The 15,442-nt window shown below is 35.5% G+C and carries 12 protein-coding genes; 8 read left to right on the top strand and 4 right to left on the bottom strand.

Features of this window, described 5'->3' with window-relative positions; all coding sequences use genetic code 11:
- Positions 1–62 precede the first annotated feature (62 nt).
- From ABMA76_RS12105 to rpmH, 4 genes are all read right to left on the bottom strand, one after another.
- Positions 63–1,610 (bottom strand): tRNA modification GTPase, encoded by a 1,548-nt coding sequence (locus ABMA76_RS12105; RefSeq protein ID WP_393061755.1) that lies wholly within the window; start codon positions 1,608–1,610, stop codon positions 63–65.
- Between the two features lie 6 nt (positions 1,611–1,616).
- Positions 1,617–3,089, bottom strand: coding sequence for a membrane protein insertase YidC (yidC, locus tag ABMA76_RS12100; protein WP_393061753.1), 1,473 nt, complete (start codon positions 3,087–3,089; stop codon positions 1,617–1,619).
- 81 nt (positions 3,090–3,170) lie between these two features.
- Positions 3,171–3,530, bottom strand: a complete 360-nt coding sequence (rnpA, locus tag ABMA76_RS12095; protein WP_392861398.1) for a ribonuclease P protein component — start codon at positions 3,528–3,530, stop codon at positions 3,171–3,173.
- Complete coding sequence (rpmH, locus tag ABMA76_RS12090; protein ID WP_021267474.1) at positions 3,530–3,682, bottom strand: 50S ribosomal protein L34; 153 nt, start codon at positions 3,680–3,682, stop codon at positions 3,530–3,532. The genes rnpA and rpmH overlap by 1 nt, the downstream gene beginning before the upstream one ends.
- 242 nt (positions 3,683–3,924) lie before the next feature.
- Between rpmH and dnaA the strand changes: the two genes are divergently transcribed.
- The 8 genes from dnaA to ABMA76_RS12050 all read left to right on the top strand — a co-directional run bounded on the left by dnaA (position 3,925) and on the right by ABMA76_RS12050 (position 15,442).
- The gene (dnaA, locus tag ABMA76_RS12085; protein WP_393061751.1) at positions 3,925–5,556 is read left to right on the top strand and encodes a chromosomal replication initiator protein DnaA; all 1,632 of its coding nucleotides are present in this window, start codon (positions 3,925–3,927) and stop codon (positions 5,554–5,556) included.
- A 769-nt stretch (positions 5,557–6,325) separates the two neighbouring features.
- Positions 6,326–7,438 (top strand): DNA polymerase III subunit beta, encoded by a 1,113-nt coding sequence (gene dnaN / locus ABMA76_RS12080; protein ID WP_393061749.1) that lies wholly within the window; start codon positions 6,326–6,328, stop codon positions 7,436–7,438.
- A gap of 4 nt (positions 7,439–7,442) precedes the next feature.
- Positions 7,443–8,525 carry a DNA replication/repair protein RecF gene (gene recF / locus ABMA76_RS12075; RefSeq protein WP_393061747.1) on the top strand — a complete coding sequence of 361 codons (1,083 nt, stop codon included), beginning with the start codon at positions 7,443–7,445 and terminating at the stop codon, positions 8,523–8,525.
- Between the two features lie 65 nt (positions 8,526–8,590).
- On the top strand, positions 8,591–11,053 hold the full coding sequence (gyrB, locus tag ABMA76_RS12070) for a DNA topoisomerase (ATP-hydrolyzing) subunit B (protein ID WP_392861390.1): 2,463 nt from the start codon (positions 8,591–8,593) through the stop codon (positions 11,051–11,053).
- Between the two features lie 19 nt (positions 11,054–11,072).
- On the top strand, positions 11,073–13,592 hold the full coding sequence (gene gyrA / locus ABMA76_RS12065; RefSeq protein ID WP_393061745.1) for a DNA gyrase subunit A: 2,520 nt from the start codon (positions 11,073–11,075) through the stop codon (positions 13,590–13,592).
- On the top strand, positions 13,540–14,376 hold the full coding sequence (locus ABMA76_RS12060) for a tetratricopeptide repeat protein (RefSeq protein WP_393061743.1): 837 nt from the start codon (positions 13,540–13,542) through the stop codon (positions 14,374–14,376). The genes gyrA and ABMA76_RS12060 overlap by 53 nt, the downstream gene beginning before the upstream one ends.
- The gene (locus tag ABMA76_RS12055) at positions 14,377–14,583 is read left to right on the top strand and encodes a hypothetical protein (protein WP_393056901.1); all 207 of its coding nucleotides are present in this window, start codon (positions 14,377–14,379) and stop codon (positions 14,581–14,583) included.
- Positions 14,558–15,442 carry a polysaccharide biosynthesis protein gene (locus ABMA76_RS12050; protein WP_393061741.1) on the top strand — a complete coding sequence of 295 codons (885 nt, stop codon included), beginning with the start codon at positions 14,558–14,560 and terminating at the stop codon, positions 15,440–15,442. The genes ABMA76_RS12055 and ABMA76_RS12050 overlap by 26 nt, the downstream gene beginning before the upstream one ends.

Raw genomic sequence — 15,442 nt, 5'->3', positions numbered from 1 at the left:
AATAATAAAGTTCTACGTGGAACATTTAAGCTATATTTTAAGAAAAATCAATGGTTTATATATTATTTACCTATACAGAAGTTAGTGAAGATATGTGTAAGAGTATCGTCTGGACTAATGATTCCAATAAGTTCTGCGGTTTTCTTTTCTAGGATTGAAACCTCAGAGGAAATAATAGCAATATCATCTAAGTGCTTGATATTATTAGAGAACTCCGTGAATTTTCCATAGATATCATTGATAACAACACGGTGTCTCTCTATTGAGATTGGATCACTGTTACGTAATTTTAGATACTTAGACAATATATCTTGAGTAATTAAGTCAGTTATATGAGCTGGTTCTATAGGACCATTTTTGGCTGCCCCTGTAGGACCATCGATTTCTTTTGGTTCTATAGGACCATTATTCTGAATTGCCCCCATAGGACCGTTATTAATTTGTTCTGGTTCTATAGAACCACTTTTTGAATCTGGTCCGATAGGACCACTTATTTGAACTAGACTTCCCTCACCTTTTGAAGTGTCGGCACTATAGTATTTAATAGCCTTAGGAAGATTTTCTTTTAAGTTATCTAAGTTGAAAGAACCTTTAAATTCATCAAAATGTGTAAAGATTAAAGCATCAAAAAGAGTCTTTTTAATATCGTGATATTGATATTTTTCAACTTCATTAATATTCACAAGAAGAATTTTATAGAAGGCATTTTCAATTAGATTACGGCTTCTTTTAATCCCCTCTTCTTCAATAACGTCAGTGGTATTGCGAAGTCCGGCCGTATCAACTAATTTGAAAGTTTCATTACCAAGACTGATATATTCAGAAATATAGTCACGAGTGGTTCCTGCAATATCAGAAACAATTGATCGTGATTCATTTAAGAATAAATTGAATAATGAACTCTTACCGGCGTTGGGCTCACCACAAAGAACAATGTCTGGAGACATTAGACTTTTAGCATTCACACTGGCACTTCGATGAAGTGAAGTAATATGACCACTGATATCAGCAACAGCATCGTCTAATAATTTTTGAGACTGTTCCTCCCCTACGTCTTCAGCAAAGTCGATATTAATTTCAACAGCTGCTTTTAGTTTTAAAAACTTATCGTAGAGATCAGTATATTTTTGATAAAGGCTTCCATTAAGAAGTTTAAGTCCTTCATCAAGCATTAGAGAAGAAGAAGCATTTAAAAGAGCATCAAGTCCTTCGACTTGTGCAAGAGAGAGCTTCTTATTCTTTAGTGCTCGATAAGTGAATTCACCATTCTTTGCTAAACGAAAATCACCAGAGTTAATGAATGCATTCATAATACGCTTTAAATTAAGTGTATTACCGTGTGCAGCTATCTCCAGTATATTTTCACCATTATAACTATGAGGGCCCTTAAAATACGTAATAACGACTTCGTCTAGGAAATTTCCATCCTGGTCATATAATTTAGTAAAGGTTGCTTTACGAACTTCAAGGTTTGATAAATCTTTTTTGAAAAATGGTCCTATAGAACCAATATGGGAAAAACCAGATAAACGGATAACCCCTATGGCCGTATTCTCATTTAGGCCAGTCGAGCAAGCGACAATAGGTAGGTCATCCGTTTCATATATCATGGTTAATTATGCTTCTGCAGTTTTATAAACGTATAGTTGTTGTGCAATTCCCAGAATGTTTGAAACTGTGAAATACAGGTTTAAACCAGCTGGAAGGTCTTTCATAATGAAAATGAAAACGATCGGCATAATGTACATAATCTTCTGTTGATTTGGGTCTGCAGAAGTTGAAGGATTAAGCTTTGTTTGCACAAGCATTGTAATCCCCATAATTGCAGGAAGAATATAGTACGGATCTTTTGCACTAAGGTCAGTTAACCAAAAGTAGAATGGTGAACCAACTAGTTCAACAGAGTTTGAAATTGCTTGATAGAAGGCAATGAAAATTGGAATTTGAAGAACCATTGGAAGACATCCACCAAGTGGTGAAGCACCAGATCTCTTAAATAATTCCATTGTTTCTTTTTGCTGCTTCATTGGATCGTCAGCATATTTTTCTTTAAGCTTTGCAATCTCTGGTTGAAGAACTTGCATCTTCTTCATTGATCTAAAAGACTTAGCTTGAAGAGGATAAGTAGCAAGACGAATAACAATTGTTAAAAGGATAATTGCAACACCGTAGTTTCCTACATAAGTGTAAAGCATTTGCATTGCTTTAAGAATTGGAACAGCAAAGATTCCAAAGATACCAAAATCGATTGATAGATCTAATTGATTATCAAATCCTAAAAGGTAGTCATAATTTTTTAAAGCATAAAGAACATAACCGTTGTAGTTCTTCTTACCATTTACAGTTTGGAAGAAGATCTCACCACTTTCAGTGGCCATGTAATTGATAGTTTGCTTTTCATTAAATACGTTAAAGAAAACATGGTGATTAAAGTCTAGAGCAACCCACTTTAAGCTCCCCTCACCTTTCTCATCTGATTCTAAGTTATAACGATCAGTATCTATTCCCTGAACAACATACTGACGATAAGTTCTATTATCAGATTGTTTTTCAGTCGCTGACATATTGTATGAAAGTCTAAAGTCTTGGTTACCATTTAGTTGGTAAGAAAGACGGCCATCATTTTCTAATTTTAAACGAATTGAAATTTGCTTATTAAGGTCATTACCTACAACTTCATTTTCTTGTGTTTGTTCATCAAATACAAAGTTGAAATTTTGTAGATTGTTATTCGTATCAATTAACTTAAAGTTAAAAAAGTTATCTTTGTCAGAAAGCTCTTTTAAAGTCATTGAAGTTTTATTTCCAACAGCTTCACTAAAAGAAAGATCACTATTTACTGTATATAAAAATGAGCCTGCTTTAAGAGTTACTGAAGTTAGATTAGTAGCTTTATTTGTTTGCGTAGCAATTGGCTTCGTTTCAGATGAAGAAGTCGTTGCTGTGCCTTGTGTGTTTTGAGTTTGTACTTGCTCTTGCTTAACTGGTTGTTGAACTGGTTGGTTTGAACTGAAAAGTGCTTGCCATGTGAAAACAATTACACCAGTTAGAACAAACGCTAAGACAGTGCGTTTTTGATCATTATTCATTCTTTAATACTCCTAGAGTGTATTTTCTTAAGTGCTTAAGTATGGAGATTTTTAACACGCTATAAAGGAGTTGTTAATCTTTTATTGAATTTTTGCAAAGGCGTTCACAAGGGAATTTCGAAGATCTTCTTTGGGATTTTGTGAATTTTTAAAAAGACGATTAGAAACAACAATCATAAAGTCCTTACCGTTGTTACGGTAGGAACTCGTACGAAAGAATTCTCTAATTATTCTCTTACAAAGATTACGCTTATTAGCTTTACCGACTTTTTTGGTAACAGAAAAACCAACTCTGGAAGTTTCAGAGTTAAGACGTGATGGCTTGTAATAAATACGAAGCCAACGATCAGTGACTACATGAGAATTTTTTCTTAAATAAGAAAAATCTTCAGTTGATAGCAGTCTTGAACTTTTATCAAAAGTGCTATCAACTGATGTCATTATTTCTTACCGTGAGAAACTGTAAGTTGCTTACGTCCCTTAGCTCTACGAGCTTTGATAACGTTACGCCCACCTGCTGATTCCATTCTCTTAAGGAATCCGTGTACTCTCATTCTTTTCTTTCTTTTTGGCTGCCAAGTTCTTTTAGACATCTTCAACCTACCTAACTATAACTGTTTAACTAAAAATTAATATTGTAAGGGCTAGTATTATACCATTTCGCATCACTGGTCAATGGCCCTGTACATAGTGCAGGCCAAAATAATTGATTTATTTGGCCATGCGTAAAAAACCCATTTTTTTATTGGCCTAGGATTTTGGGCCATGATACAAATTCTCCCCACAACACGTAATTAAAGAAAAATTGACGAGTAGATGCTCAAGGGAATCCAACATGCAGGGAAATTTTCCTTTTAATGAATTTTTAAAGAATTCTAACCCATCAAATAATAAAATCAACAACATAGAAGATCTTGCCAATAAGAATATTATTGAGGATCCCTTCAATATTAAGCAAAGTTTAAATCAACCATCATATAATAACTCTAGCCTATCGGATGATTTCTTTAGTGCTGAAGAACTAGATATGATGAATACAGAAATTCATAACTCTTTGAAATCATTAATAAATGCACAAAAATATGCATCATTCTTCCAAGGTGATTTCTTTAGATTGATGAATATTGATGGTGAAAGAGCAATCTTTTCAACGACGACTAACTTTATTAAGTCATTTATTGAGAAGAACCTAGACCAAATTAGCCAAAGTATTGTAAATACGTTAGGTAAATCATATCAGATTGAGATAATAGCTAATAATAACAACAACTTAGCTCAAAACAGCCTATCACAACACTTAAATAATGGTCCTATAGAACCAACTCAAAATAGGCCAAAATCGGCCAATGAAATCTCTTTTTCGTTAGATTTAGAGCCGGTTCAAGATGATCTACTCTCTCAAGTTGAATCTAAGTATATTGATCATGTAAGTGATGACTATAATAATATCGTTATTGATCGAAGCAAAACATTTAAAAACTTTGTCATCGGTCCATCTAATAATATGGCCTATGCCGCTTCTTTAGCGATTGCAAAAAGTCCTGGTAAAGCTGGTAAATATCCATCACTTTATATTCATTCAAACTCGGGACTTGGTAAGACTCACCTCTTACATGCCATGGCCAACGGTATTCACAATCAATACCCTCACTATGTAATTTGCTTGATTACAGCACGTGACTTCATGAAGGAAATGATTGAATCGATTCGCAACAAACAACTCCCAGAATTCCGTTCAAAGTATTCTGATAAAGTTGATGTTCTTATGATTGATGATGTTCATGAGCTTAAAGGTAAAGAAGGAACACAACGTGAGTTCTTCCACATCTTTAATGAGCTCTATCAAAAAGGAAAACAGTTAATTTTCACGTCTGATAAAACACCACAAGAGATTAACGGACTAGAAGAAAGAATTAAGACTCGCCTACAATGGGGTCTAGTTGTTGATATTCAAAAGCCAGATATTGAAACAAGAGTTGCTATCATTAATGCTAAGGCCGATGATCTTGACCTATTCCTATCTGAAGATATTGTGAACCTGATTGCTTGTAATGTTAAAAACTCGATTAGAGAGCTTGAGGGTGCTCTAATTAAGCTTTCAGCCTACTCTGATATCATGAAGGTTGATATCGAATTAGAAATGGTTAAAGAGGTTCTAGGACTTAGAGACTACGAAGACGAAAAGAAAATAACGATTGAGGGAATTGCGAAGCAAACTTCACAGTACTTCAAAATTCCAGTTGCTGATCTAAAATCTAAATCACGTGTAAAAGATATTGCTAATGCTCGTTTTGTGGCCATGTACTTAAGTCGTAAGCTTGCAAGTGCAACCCATGAAGAAATTGGTCAGTTCTTTGGTGGACGTGATCACAGCTCTGTTGTTCACGCTGAACAAAAGATTTCAAAACAACTGTCGCAAGATCCAATGCTTTCTAAGACAATTATGACGATTGAAAACTCGTTATAATCCCCTATCAAACCATTGACTAGTCAATTGACTAACCAAGATATAGGCCGTGTTATACACGGCCTTTTTTGTATGCTCAATATTGGCCGGCCATTTGGCCAGTCGGCCGTGAATAATTGAGTGGCCAGTCCCCGACTCTATCAACGAAAAATTTGTGGAATGTTGATATATTGACTAGTCATTAGGCCGACAAATTCACACCAGTATTTGACTAGTCAGTTTTGGTCCTACGAAATGGGAGTTATTCACGGCCCTAGACGGCCAATCCACGGCCAAGAAAATTAATTGTGAATTAATAAATGTAGTTATTTCAATTATTTATATAATATTTTAAAACTTATTCACGGCCGTTAATAATATTATCGACACAAACTAAGGCCGTGGATAAAAAAGTTATCAACATGTTTGTAATTTGTGAGTAAATGACTGGCCAAAATAGGGTTTTTTAAAGAAATTTTCTTGGCCCAAAAATTATTCACAATAGGCCGTGAGCAAAAATCTAATAACATGATAGTTTTGTTACAATTTTAATAATATACGAATGAATGCAAAGCATAAAAAAAAGTAGTCAACGATTGCTAACAAAGGCCAAATTGAGAAGACAAGCTAATAAAAGGGGAGTTGCCACTTATGAACTTATCCACAGGATTATATATAATATATATATAAATATATATAAAAAGAAGAAGAGTTAAATGCTCTAGACACGCTTGCTAACTAGTGTTTTCCATTATACAACATTACAAATAATTTTCTGATAGGATTAAAAATGAAGCTTAGGGTTGATACAGATAACTTAAGAGATGCATTAAATAAAATTTTAACTGTTATTGATAAGAAGAATTCAAGACCGATATTAACATATACGTTACTAACTGTTAGCAATGATAAAATATATCTTTCAGCTACAGACCTAGAAGTATCAGCAAAGTATTCAATTAATGCGTCAACTGAAGGAACAGCTTCATTTTGTATAAACGCTAAGAATCTATTTGATATATTAAAAGAACTTCCTAACACAGATATCAACATTGAGTTGGAAGATGGTGAAAATCTCCTAAAAATAAATTGTGAAGAAATCCATTATTCACTTTTAATTTACGAAGCAGATGAATTTCCTAAGTTACACTTTGGAAGCGAAAATACTTTCACTCTAAATTCAGATGATCTACTAAACTTAATCACTAAAACTTCATATGCTATTTCAAACGATGAAACGAGACTTCACTTTAACGGAATTTATTTTCAAGAAGTAGAAGGGAAGTTAAGAGCTGTATCAACTGATGGACATCGTCTGTCTCTAATTGAAAATGATATCTCTGAACAAAATAACGAAGCTCTTATCAATGGAATTATTATTCCTAAGAAGGGTGTAGCAGAACTTAGAAAAATCGCAGAAACTTATCCAGGTGCTAATCTGTTTATTTCTGTTGATGACTCATATTTATATGTAACAGCTAATGAACAATATCAACTTGGTATTCGTTTAATTGCTAGAGAGTACCCAAAGTATCAAGCAGTAATTCCTGCTAAGACAACTTATTCACTAACAGCTGATAAAGAAGTTATTCAAAACGCTATTAGACGCATTAAGATTATGTCTAACGAGAAGTCTAATGCTGTAAAGATTAAGCTTACTGAGAACCATATGACGATCTCTGCAAACCATCCTTCACTTGGTGATGCAAAAGAGACAATTCCAGTTGATTACGAAGGTAAGGAAATAGAAATTGGTTTTAATGCTCGTTTCTTATTAGATTCAATTGCAATTCTAAATACAGAGAATGTTACTTTTGAATTTAATAATGAATTTTCAGCGGTAATTGTAAGATCAAATGATATCCAAAATTATCTTGGAATCATTATGCCACTTAGAATCTAGTAAATTGAAACTTGTAAAACTTCAGGTAACAAATTTTCGAAACCTAGAACCAGATATTATTTCTTTCAACGGAAATATCAATTGTATCTTAGGTGAGAACGGAAATGGAAAGACAAATATATTAGAAGCTTTACATGTCTTAGTAACGAGAAAATCATTTCGTAAAAACACTACTTTTCCACAGCTATTAAGTATTGATGGGGATAACCCTGAGATATTATTTTCTTCGCTATTTGATCACGATGGAGACAATGTTACTTTCAGTGGAAAGATGAATCCTCAAGGTTCAACTTGGGCCTTAAATGGTAAGAATACGAAAAAGAAGCTCGATGCAAAGTTAGTTTTTATCAATCCATTTGATTCATACTCTTTTTCTAATATTCCAAGCTTTAGAAGAAAGTGGTTTGATGATCATCTGTCGATGCTTAGTCGCGATTACAAGAAGGTATTAAATCAGTACAATTCTGCTCTTAGGTTTAGAAATGTACTCTTATCTAAAAAGCCTTCACAATTTCGTGATCAGTTAAATATTATTGATCGTCAAATGGCAGACTATGCGTATGAGCTAGTGGCCATGAGAAACCAATTCGTCACTGAACTTATTCCATTTTGTGAAAATACATATCGCGATATCTTTTCAGAAGATCATTCCCTAAAAATTGAAGTTGATTCTCGTTTTCATGGTTATTCACCAGAGATGATCTTTGATTATATGCAACAAAGGCTAGAAAAAGACTTAGTAGTAGGGCATACGACCTATCAAGTTCATAAAGATGACTACGTGCTTCTTTTTGATGGGATGAATGCATACGAATTTTGTTCTTTAGGCCAACAAAAAATGTCTTATTTGAGCCTCTTATTTGCCTATATAGAGCTATTTAGGTATAACTTTAACACCTATCCAATTGTACTTATCGACGACGTCTCAGGGGAACTAGACAAGGCGAGATGGGGTAGGCTGGTTAAATTTTTGGAACAACGAGAGTTCCAAGTTTTAATCACGACAGCTAATGAAAAATTTAAGGAAGAATTAGAAAAAATTAATGGCGCAAATAAGATCTATATTTCGAACGGTTCCGTTAACTAGTCTTCCAAAAATTTATATTTTTTAAAACAACACACTGACACAAGAAATTGGAAGAGAGGTTCCTTTTGGAAAATCAAGAAAATCAAGCAGGAAGTATTGGTAAGGTCGGACAAGAATATGGTGCAAGCCAGATTAGTGTTCTTGAAGGACTAGAGGCCGTAAGAAAAAGACCAGGGATGTATATTGGTGATACGGCCAATCGTGGTCTACATCACTGTGTATATGAAATTGTTGATAACGCAGTCGATGAAGCTCTTGCGGGTTATTGTAGCGAAATTAAAGTTATTATTCACGTTGATAACTCTGTAACTGTTATCGATGATGGGCGAGGGATCCCAGTTGATATTCACCCGAAAGAAGGTGTATCTGCGGCAGAACTTGTATATACAAAGCTTCACGCTGGTGGAAAGTTTAACGAAGACGGTGGAGCTTATAAAGTTTCAGGTGGTTTACACGGTGTAGGTGCTTCAGTTGTAAACGCACTATCTAAGTGGGTTAAAGTTGAAATTAAAAAGCATGGAAAAATTCACCAAGTAGAATTCAACCATGGTGTAACTAAAGAGCCACTTAAAGTTGTTGGTGAATTAGAAGATAAAACTCAAACTGGAACGTCTGTAACATTCAAACCAGATAATGAAATTTTTGAAGTACACGAATTCAATTACGATACATTAACAAATCGTTTTAGAGAGATGGCATTTCTTAACAGAGGTCTTAAGATTGTTGTTAAGGATGAGAGAACAGATAAGAATGAAACTTTCCATTATGAAGGTGGCCTTATTCAATTCGTTGAGTACTTAAACAGAGCAAAGACTGTTGTTCACAAAGAGCCAATCTATATTGCAGAATCAAGAGAAGATTACGAAGTTGAAATTTCAATGCAATGGACTGATTCATACTCAGAAGTTCTTTCTGGTTATGCCAATGCTATTACAACTCCAGGTGGTGGAACTCACATCTCTGGATTTAAAACGGCACTTACTCGTGTTCTAAATGCATATGCAAAAGATAATAACCTGCTTAAAGGAATTAAAACGAATTTAACAGGTGATGATATGAGAGAGGGGTTAACAGCAATTATTTCTGTTAAGCTTCCAGAGCTTCAATTCGAAGGTCAAACAAAAGATAAACTAGGTAACTCTGAAGTTGAAGGTATCGTTAACTCTCTAGTTGGTGATGCACTTAAGAGATACTTAGAAGAAAATCCATCGACAGCAAAAACGATTATTAGAAAATCAGTTGATGCTGCAGCTGCAAGAGAAGCTGCTCGTCGTGCTCGTGAATTAACTAGAAGAAAGTCAGTTCTAGATATGGGTGGCCTTCCAGGTAAGATGGCAGACTGTCAGGAAAAAGATCCAGCTCTTTCAGAAATTTACATCGTAGAGGGTGACTCTGCCGGTGGTTCTGCTAAGCAGGGTAGAGATAGAAAGTATCAAGCAGTACTTCCACTAAAAGGGAAAATTCTTAACGTTGAAAAAGCACGTTATGACAAAATGCTTGGTAACGCCGAAATTAAAATGATCGTTCAAGCAATGGGTACAGGGATTGGAAAAGGTAACTTTGATATCTCAAAACTTCGTTACCACAAGCTTGTTATCATGACAGATGCCGACGTCGATGGTTCTCACATTAGAACTCTTATTTTAACTCTTCTATACCGTCAGTTCCCTGAACTGATTGAACAAGGTTATGTTTATATCGCACAACCGCCATTATATAAGTACAAGAAAGGTAAGAAAGAGATCTATCTAAAAGATGAAAAAGCTCTTGAGACATTCTTAGTTGCAAACGCAATCGAAGGTACTTCTATTAATTTCGACGGTGAAATGATTGATGAAGAAGTTGCTAAGGGATTAATCAATAAGTTTACTCAATATGATAAGACTCTTAAGTCATACGATATTCACTTTGATACTTTCTTACTAAGACACCTAATCGAAGAAATTGGGATCACAGCTGCAGATCTTAAGGATCGTTCAAAGCTTGATGGTATCGTTAATAAACTTGATGAACACTTCAAAACTCAAGAGTCTGAAACATTAAGAAATTACACTTTCTCAATTGAAGAAGACAAAGAGCATGAATCAAATCTTATTCGTATCAATGTTAAGACAACTGCTAGAACTAAGAAATTTAAATTAAGCTCATACTTCCTAGAGTCGTCTGAGTATGCAGATTTGATGAACCTATACGATGGAATCCAAAAATTTAAAGTTGGGAAATTTATCGTTAAGGGTGAAAAAGGTGATGCAAAGGAATTTGAATCACTAAGAGCATTTGCTTCTTATATTATCGATGATGCAAAACAAGGTGCTTACATCCAACGTTATAAGGGTCTTGGAGAAATGAACCCTGAACAACTTTGGGAAACAACAATGAATCCTGAAAACCGTACACTTCTACAAGTAAAGATTGAAGATACGATTGAAGCTGATTCAGTATTCTCTGTTCTAATGGGTGACCAGGTAGAACCAAGAAGACAATTCGTTGAAGAGAATGCACTTAATGTAAGAAATCTTGATGTATAAAGGCGTATAGGACTAGATTATGACTGATGAAACAAATATCACAAATGAAAATGATAATAATGGTGGAGACGGTGGAAGCCATAACCACGGAAATATTCAACAAATCGGTATTCGCGATGAGATGAAAAATTGTTACCTCGATTACGCAATGTCTGTAATCGTTGGTCGTGCTCTTCCAGATGTACGTGACGGGATGAAACCAGTTCACCGTCGTTGTCTGTATGCAATGCACTCACTAGGTAACTACCACAATAAACCATTCCTTAAGTCTGCCCGTGTTGTTGGTGACGTTATTGGTAAGTATCACCCACACGGTGACTCTGCGGTTTATAATACAATCGTACGTATGGCCCAAGATTTCTCAATGAGATATCCAATGGTTCAAGGTCAAGGGAACTTCGGTTCAATTGACGGTGATAATGCTGCGGCCATGAGGTATACAGAGATCAGAATGCAAAAGCTTTCTGAAGAGATGCTAAAAGACTTAGATAAAGAAACAGTTGATTGGCAACCAAACTACGATGACTCTCTTAAAGAGCCAACAGTTCTTCCAACAAAGATTCCTAATCTTCTAGTTAACGGATCTGCTGGTATTGCCGTAGGTATGGCAACAAATATTCCTCCACATAACTTAACTGAAGTTATGACGGCATTAACTGAACTTGTTGATAATCGCGAAATGTCGATTGAAGACATTATGAAAATTATCCCTGGTCCAGACTTTCCAACTGCGGGGACGATTCACGGAACTGAAGGGATTCGCTCTGCTTACAAAACAGGTAAGGGTGTTGTTCAGATGCGTGCAAAAATGGATGTGGAAATCCATGGTAAGAAACAAGATCGTGAAAGAATTGTTATTACTGAACTTCCATACCAAGTTAACAAAGCTAAGCTTATTGAAAAAATTGCTGATCTTGTAAACTCTAAATCACTTGTAGGAATTTCTGATCTACGTGATGAGTCTTCTCGTGAGGGGATTCGTGTTGTTATCGACCTTAAAAAAGGTGAGATCGCAACAGTAGTAATGAATAAGCTATATAAGCAAACAGCACTACAATCATCATTTGGTATTATCTTCTTATCAATTGTTAACTCTTCTCCAAAAGTTCTTAATATTAAAGAACAACTTGAGTGTTTCATTGATCACAGAAGAGAGATCATTATTCGTCGTACAGTATACGAACTTAAGAAGGCACGTGAGCGCGCGCATATCTTAGAAGGTTTAAAAGTAGCTGTTGAAAATATTGATGAAGTTGTCGAGATGATTAAAAAATCTGACGGGCCTCAAGATGCTCGTGAGAAATTAATGTCTACATTTAAGCTAAGTGAAATCCAAGCACAAGCTATTCTAGATATGAGACTTCAACGTCTAACTGGTCTAGAAAGAGATAAGATTATTGCTGATTACGAAGCAATTATGAAAGAGATCTCACGCTTAGAAGGAATCCTTGGTTCTGAAGATAAGATTAAAGCAATCATCAAAGAAGAATTTACTGAAGTGATTGAGAAATATGGTGACGAGAGAAGAACTGAAATCGTTGCTAAAGCTGACGAAATTCAAATCGAAGACCTTGTTGCAAGTGAAGAAATGATTGTAACAATCACTCACAAGGGTTACGTAAAGCGTATGCCTCTTGATACTTACAAAGCGCAAAAGCGTGGTGGTAAGGGTGTTAAGGGTGCTGCTAACGAAGACGACTTCTTCACAAATATCTTTACGGCAAATACTCACGATAAGCTTCTATTCTTTACAAGCCGTGGGCAAGTATTCTCGAAGAAAGTTTACGAAATTCCTGAAGGAACAAGAACTTCTAAGGGACGTAATATTGCAAACCTTATTCAAATCCCAAGTGGTGATCGTGTAACAGAAATTATCTGTGTACCACATGATATGGACTTGAATGAGAAGTACTTAATTTTTGCAACTAACAAAGGTCTAGTGAAGAAGACAGCTCTTGAAGAGTACTCAAATGTTAAACAATCGGGTCTAATTGCAATTAAACTGCAAGACGGTGACCATATTGTTAACGTAAGAATTAATGATGGATCAAAAGATATCCTTCTATGTTCTTCAGCTGGTAAGATTATCCGTTTCGATACTAACGATGCAAGACCAATGGGCCGTGTTTCTCAAGGTGTAAAAGGGATCAATATTAATCCAGAAGAAGAAAAAATCATCGGTATGGAATTAATTGACGATAATATGGAAATTCTATCTGTAACTTCTCAAGGTTATGGAAAGAGAACTGAATCTTCTCAATACCGTAAGCAGACTCGAGGTGGGAAAGGTATTCTCGCAATGAGATTAACTGAGAAGAACGGTGAGATTGTTCAGATTAAACCTGTTACTGATAAAGATGATCTCATGATCATTACTGACCGCGGCCAAGTTGTTCGTACGAAAGTAAGTGGTGTCTCTCTAATGGGACGCGCGACTCAAGGTGTACGTCTAATTAAGCCTAAAGAAGGTGAGAAGGTTGTTTCAATTGCAAAAATTATTGAAGCAGATGACGAAGATGGATCAACTTCTGAAGAATAAATTCATAAGGGCCAGTTTTTTACTGGCCCTCGTTTTACTTACGTCTTGTGATTTCACACCAAGAATTCACAAAGATATCCTTATTGCGCAAAATCACATCTCAAATCAAGAGTACGCCCAAGCAGTGAAGCAGTACCACAAGATCTTAGAGATGGCGCCAAATGATGAAATCAAAATTAAGATTAATTATCAGATCGCAGAACTCTATGCCGTCTCTCTTGGCCAGTATAAGCGCGGAATTCACTTCTATGAGAAAATTCCAAAACTTACAACAGACCCAGTCTGGCTGGTAAAAACACAAGAGCGTATTGGTGAGATTGCTTTTCTTTATATCAACGACTACGCCAAAGCCGCTGAGGTTTATAATAAGCTATCTGCATTCAGGCCTAAGCTTTCTAATCACGACCTCTATGAATTTCGTCTGGCCCGTTCATATATCAAATTAAAGCAATACGATAAGGCCACCGAACATTTAGTTTCCATGCACAATAATGGAAATCACAAATACTTCGTTGATAGCTTCTTCCAATCTGGCATCATGTATTTTGAATCCCAAGATTGGAACCGCGCCGTTCAGTACTTTCGCGAGTACATCAAGCGTGAAGATCGCCGCGACCTAAAAGTTCGTGCAATCTTTCTCATGGCCAACTGCTATGAAACACTTGAACGCCTTCAAACTGCATACGACCTCTACTATTCAATCCTAGGGGAATACCCAAATAACAAAGTTATTCAAGATCGCCTTAACTCCGTTTACGAGCGTCGTGTTGCGAGGAAACGTTAGATGGCCCTTTATGACCCGAAATGGATTAAGCCAATGGCACTTGCCATGTCTCTGCCTTCAACGGCCCTCGTCGTTGCCTGGGGACTTTGGGAACTCGTTAAAAAAGATGTCATCACTCAAGGCTGGGCCGTGGGGATTTTTCTGGCGGTAATTGGGAATATTTTAATTTCGATGGTTGTGTATGCTCTCAAAAAAAATAAGAACTGATCTTGAAAACTTATTCTTAGAAAGAGATCGCTTTTCATTTAATTTACAAAATGAACTCTCATATTTGAAGGATAAGAAAATTCTCATTACTGGAGTTGCAGGTACAATTGGTTCTCATTTATTAGAAAAGCTTTCTGGTTTTAATGTCATTGGTATTGATAATAATGAATATGGTGTCTTTAAGTTAGGACAAAAGCTTTGTGATATTAACTTTAAAGATGATCTCGAAGACTTATTTAAAAAGTACCAATTTGATATAATATTTCATGCAGCGGCTCTAAAACATGTTCCACTTTTAGAAGGTCTTAAAAAACAAGCTTGGCGTACAAATGTTGAAGGCACTCGCAATTTAATTGAACTGGCAAAAAAATATCAGTGTCGAGATTTCATTTTTTGTTCGACAGATAAAGCCTGTGAACCAGTTAGTGTTATGGGAAAATCAAAACTTGCGGCCGAAGAATTATGTCTATCAAATAGTGAAATCTTTTCAATTAAAGTTCTACGTTTTGGAAATATCATTGCATCATCTGGAAGTGTTGTGGAAACTTTCTATGAACATGCATCTAATGGTGAAGAACTGATCATCACTAGTAGTGAAATGGAAAGGTATTTTATCACATGTAATGAAGCGTGTGACTTTATTTTGAAGTCAGTGGCATATGATAGTGGACGCTATTTTTTGAAACAAGAATCGGCCCTTAAGATTATTGATATCGCTACAAAAATTATTAGTTATTTAAATTCTAATTCAGTAATTAAAATTGGAAGTATTCGTGAAGGTGAGAAGCTTTGTGAAAAATTTCTAAGTGCTAATGAAGTAGGAAAGTACGTCGATATTGATGGCAATATCGACGCTTAA

The sequence above is a fragment of the Halobacteriovorax sp. ZH5_bin.2 genome, from assembly GCF_043196375.1.
GTDB lineage: Bacteria > Bdellovibrionota > Bacteriovoracia > Bacteriovoracales > Bacteriovoracaceae > Halobacteriovorax_A.
Note: the sequence above shows the minus strand (reverse complement) of the source record. Positions and strands in the feature narration are given on the sequence as shown.

Bases quoted from the DNA above. Each gene is read 5' to 3' on its own strand.
- ABMA76_RS12105 (WP_393061755.1), bottom strand. From the start codon at position 1,610: ATGATATATGAAACGGATGACCTACCTATTGTCGCTTGCTCGACTGGC.
- yidC (WP_393061753.1), bottom strand. From the start codon at position 3,089: ATGAATAATGATCAAAAACGCACTGTCTTAGCGTTTGTTCTAACTGGT.
- rnpA (WP_392861398.1), bottom strand. From the start codon at position 3,530: ATGACATCAGTTGATAGCACTTTTGATAAAAGTTCAAGACTGCTATCA.
- rpmH (WP_021267474.1), bottom strand. From the start codon at position 3,682: ATGTCTAAAAGAACTTGGCAGCCAAAAAGAAAGAAAAGAATGAGAGTA.
- dnaA (WP_393061751.1), top strand. From the start codon at position 3,925: ATGCAGGGAAATTTTCCTTTTAATGAATTTTTAAAGAATTCTAACCCA.
- dnaN (WP_393061749.1), top strand. From the start codon at position 6,326: ATGAAGCTTAGGGTTGATACAGATAACTTAAGAGATGCATTAAATAAA.
- gyrA (WP_393061745.1), top strand. From the start codon at position 11,073: ATGACTGATGAAACAAATATCACAAATGAAAATGATAATAATGGTGGA.
- ABMA76_RS12055 (WP_393056901.1), top strand. From the start codon at position 14,377: ATGGCCCTTTATGACCCGAAATGGATTAAGCCAATGGCACTTGCCATG.
- ABMA76_RS12050 (WP_393061741.1), top strand. From the start codon at position 14,558: ATGCTCTCAAAAAAAATAAGAACTGATCTTGAAAACTTATTCTTAGAA.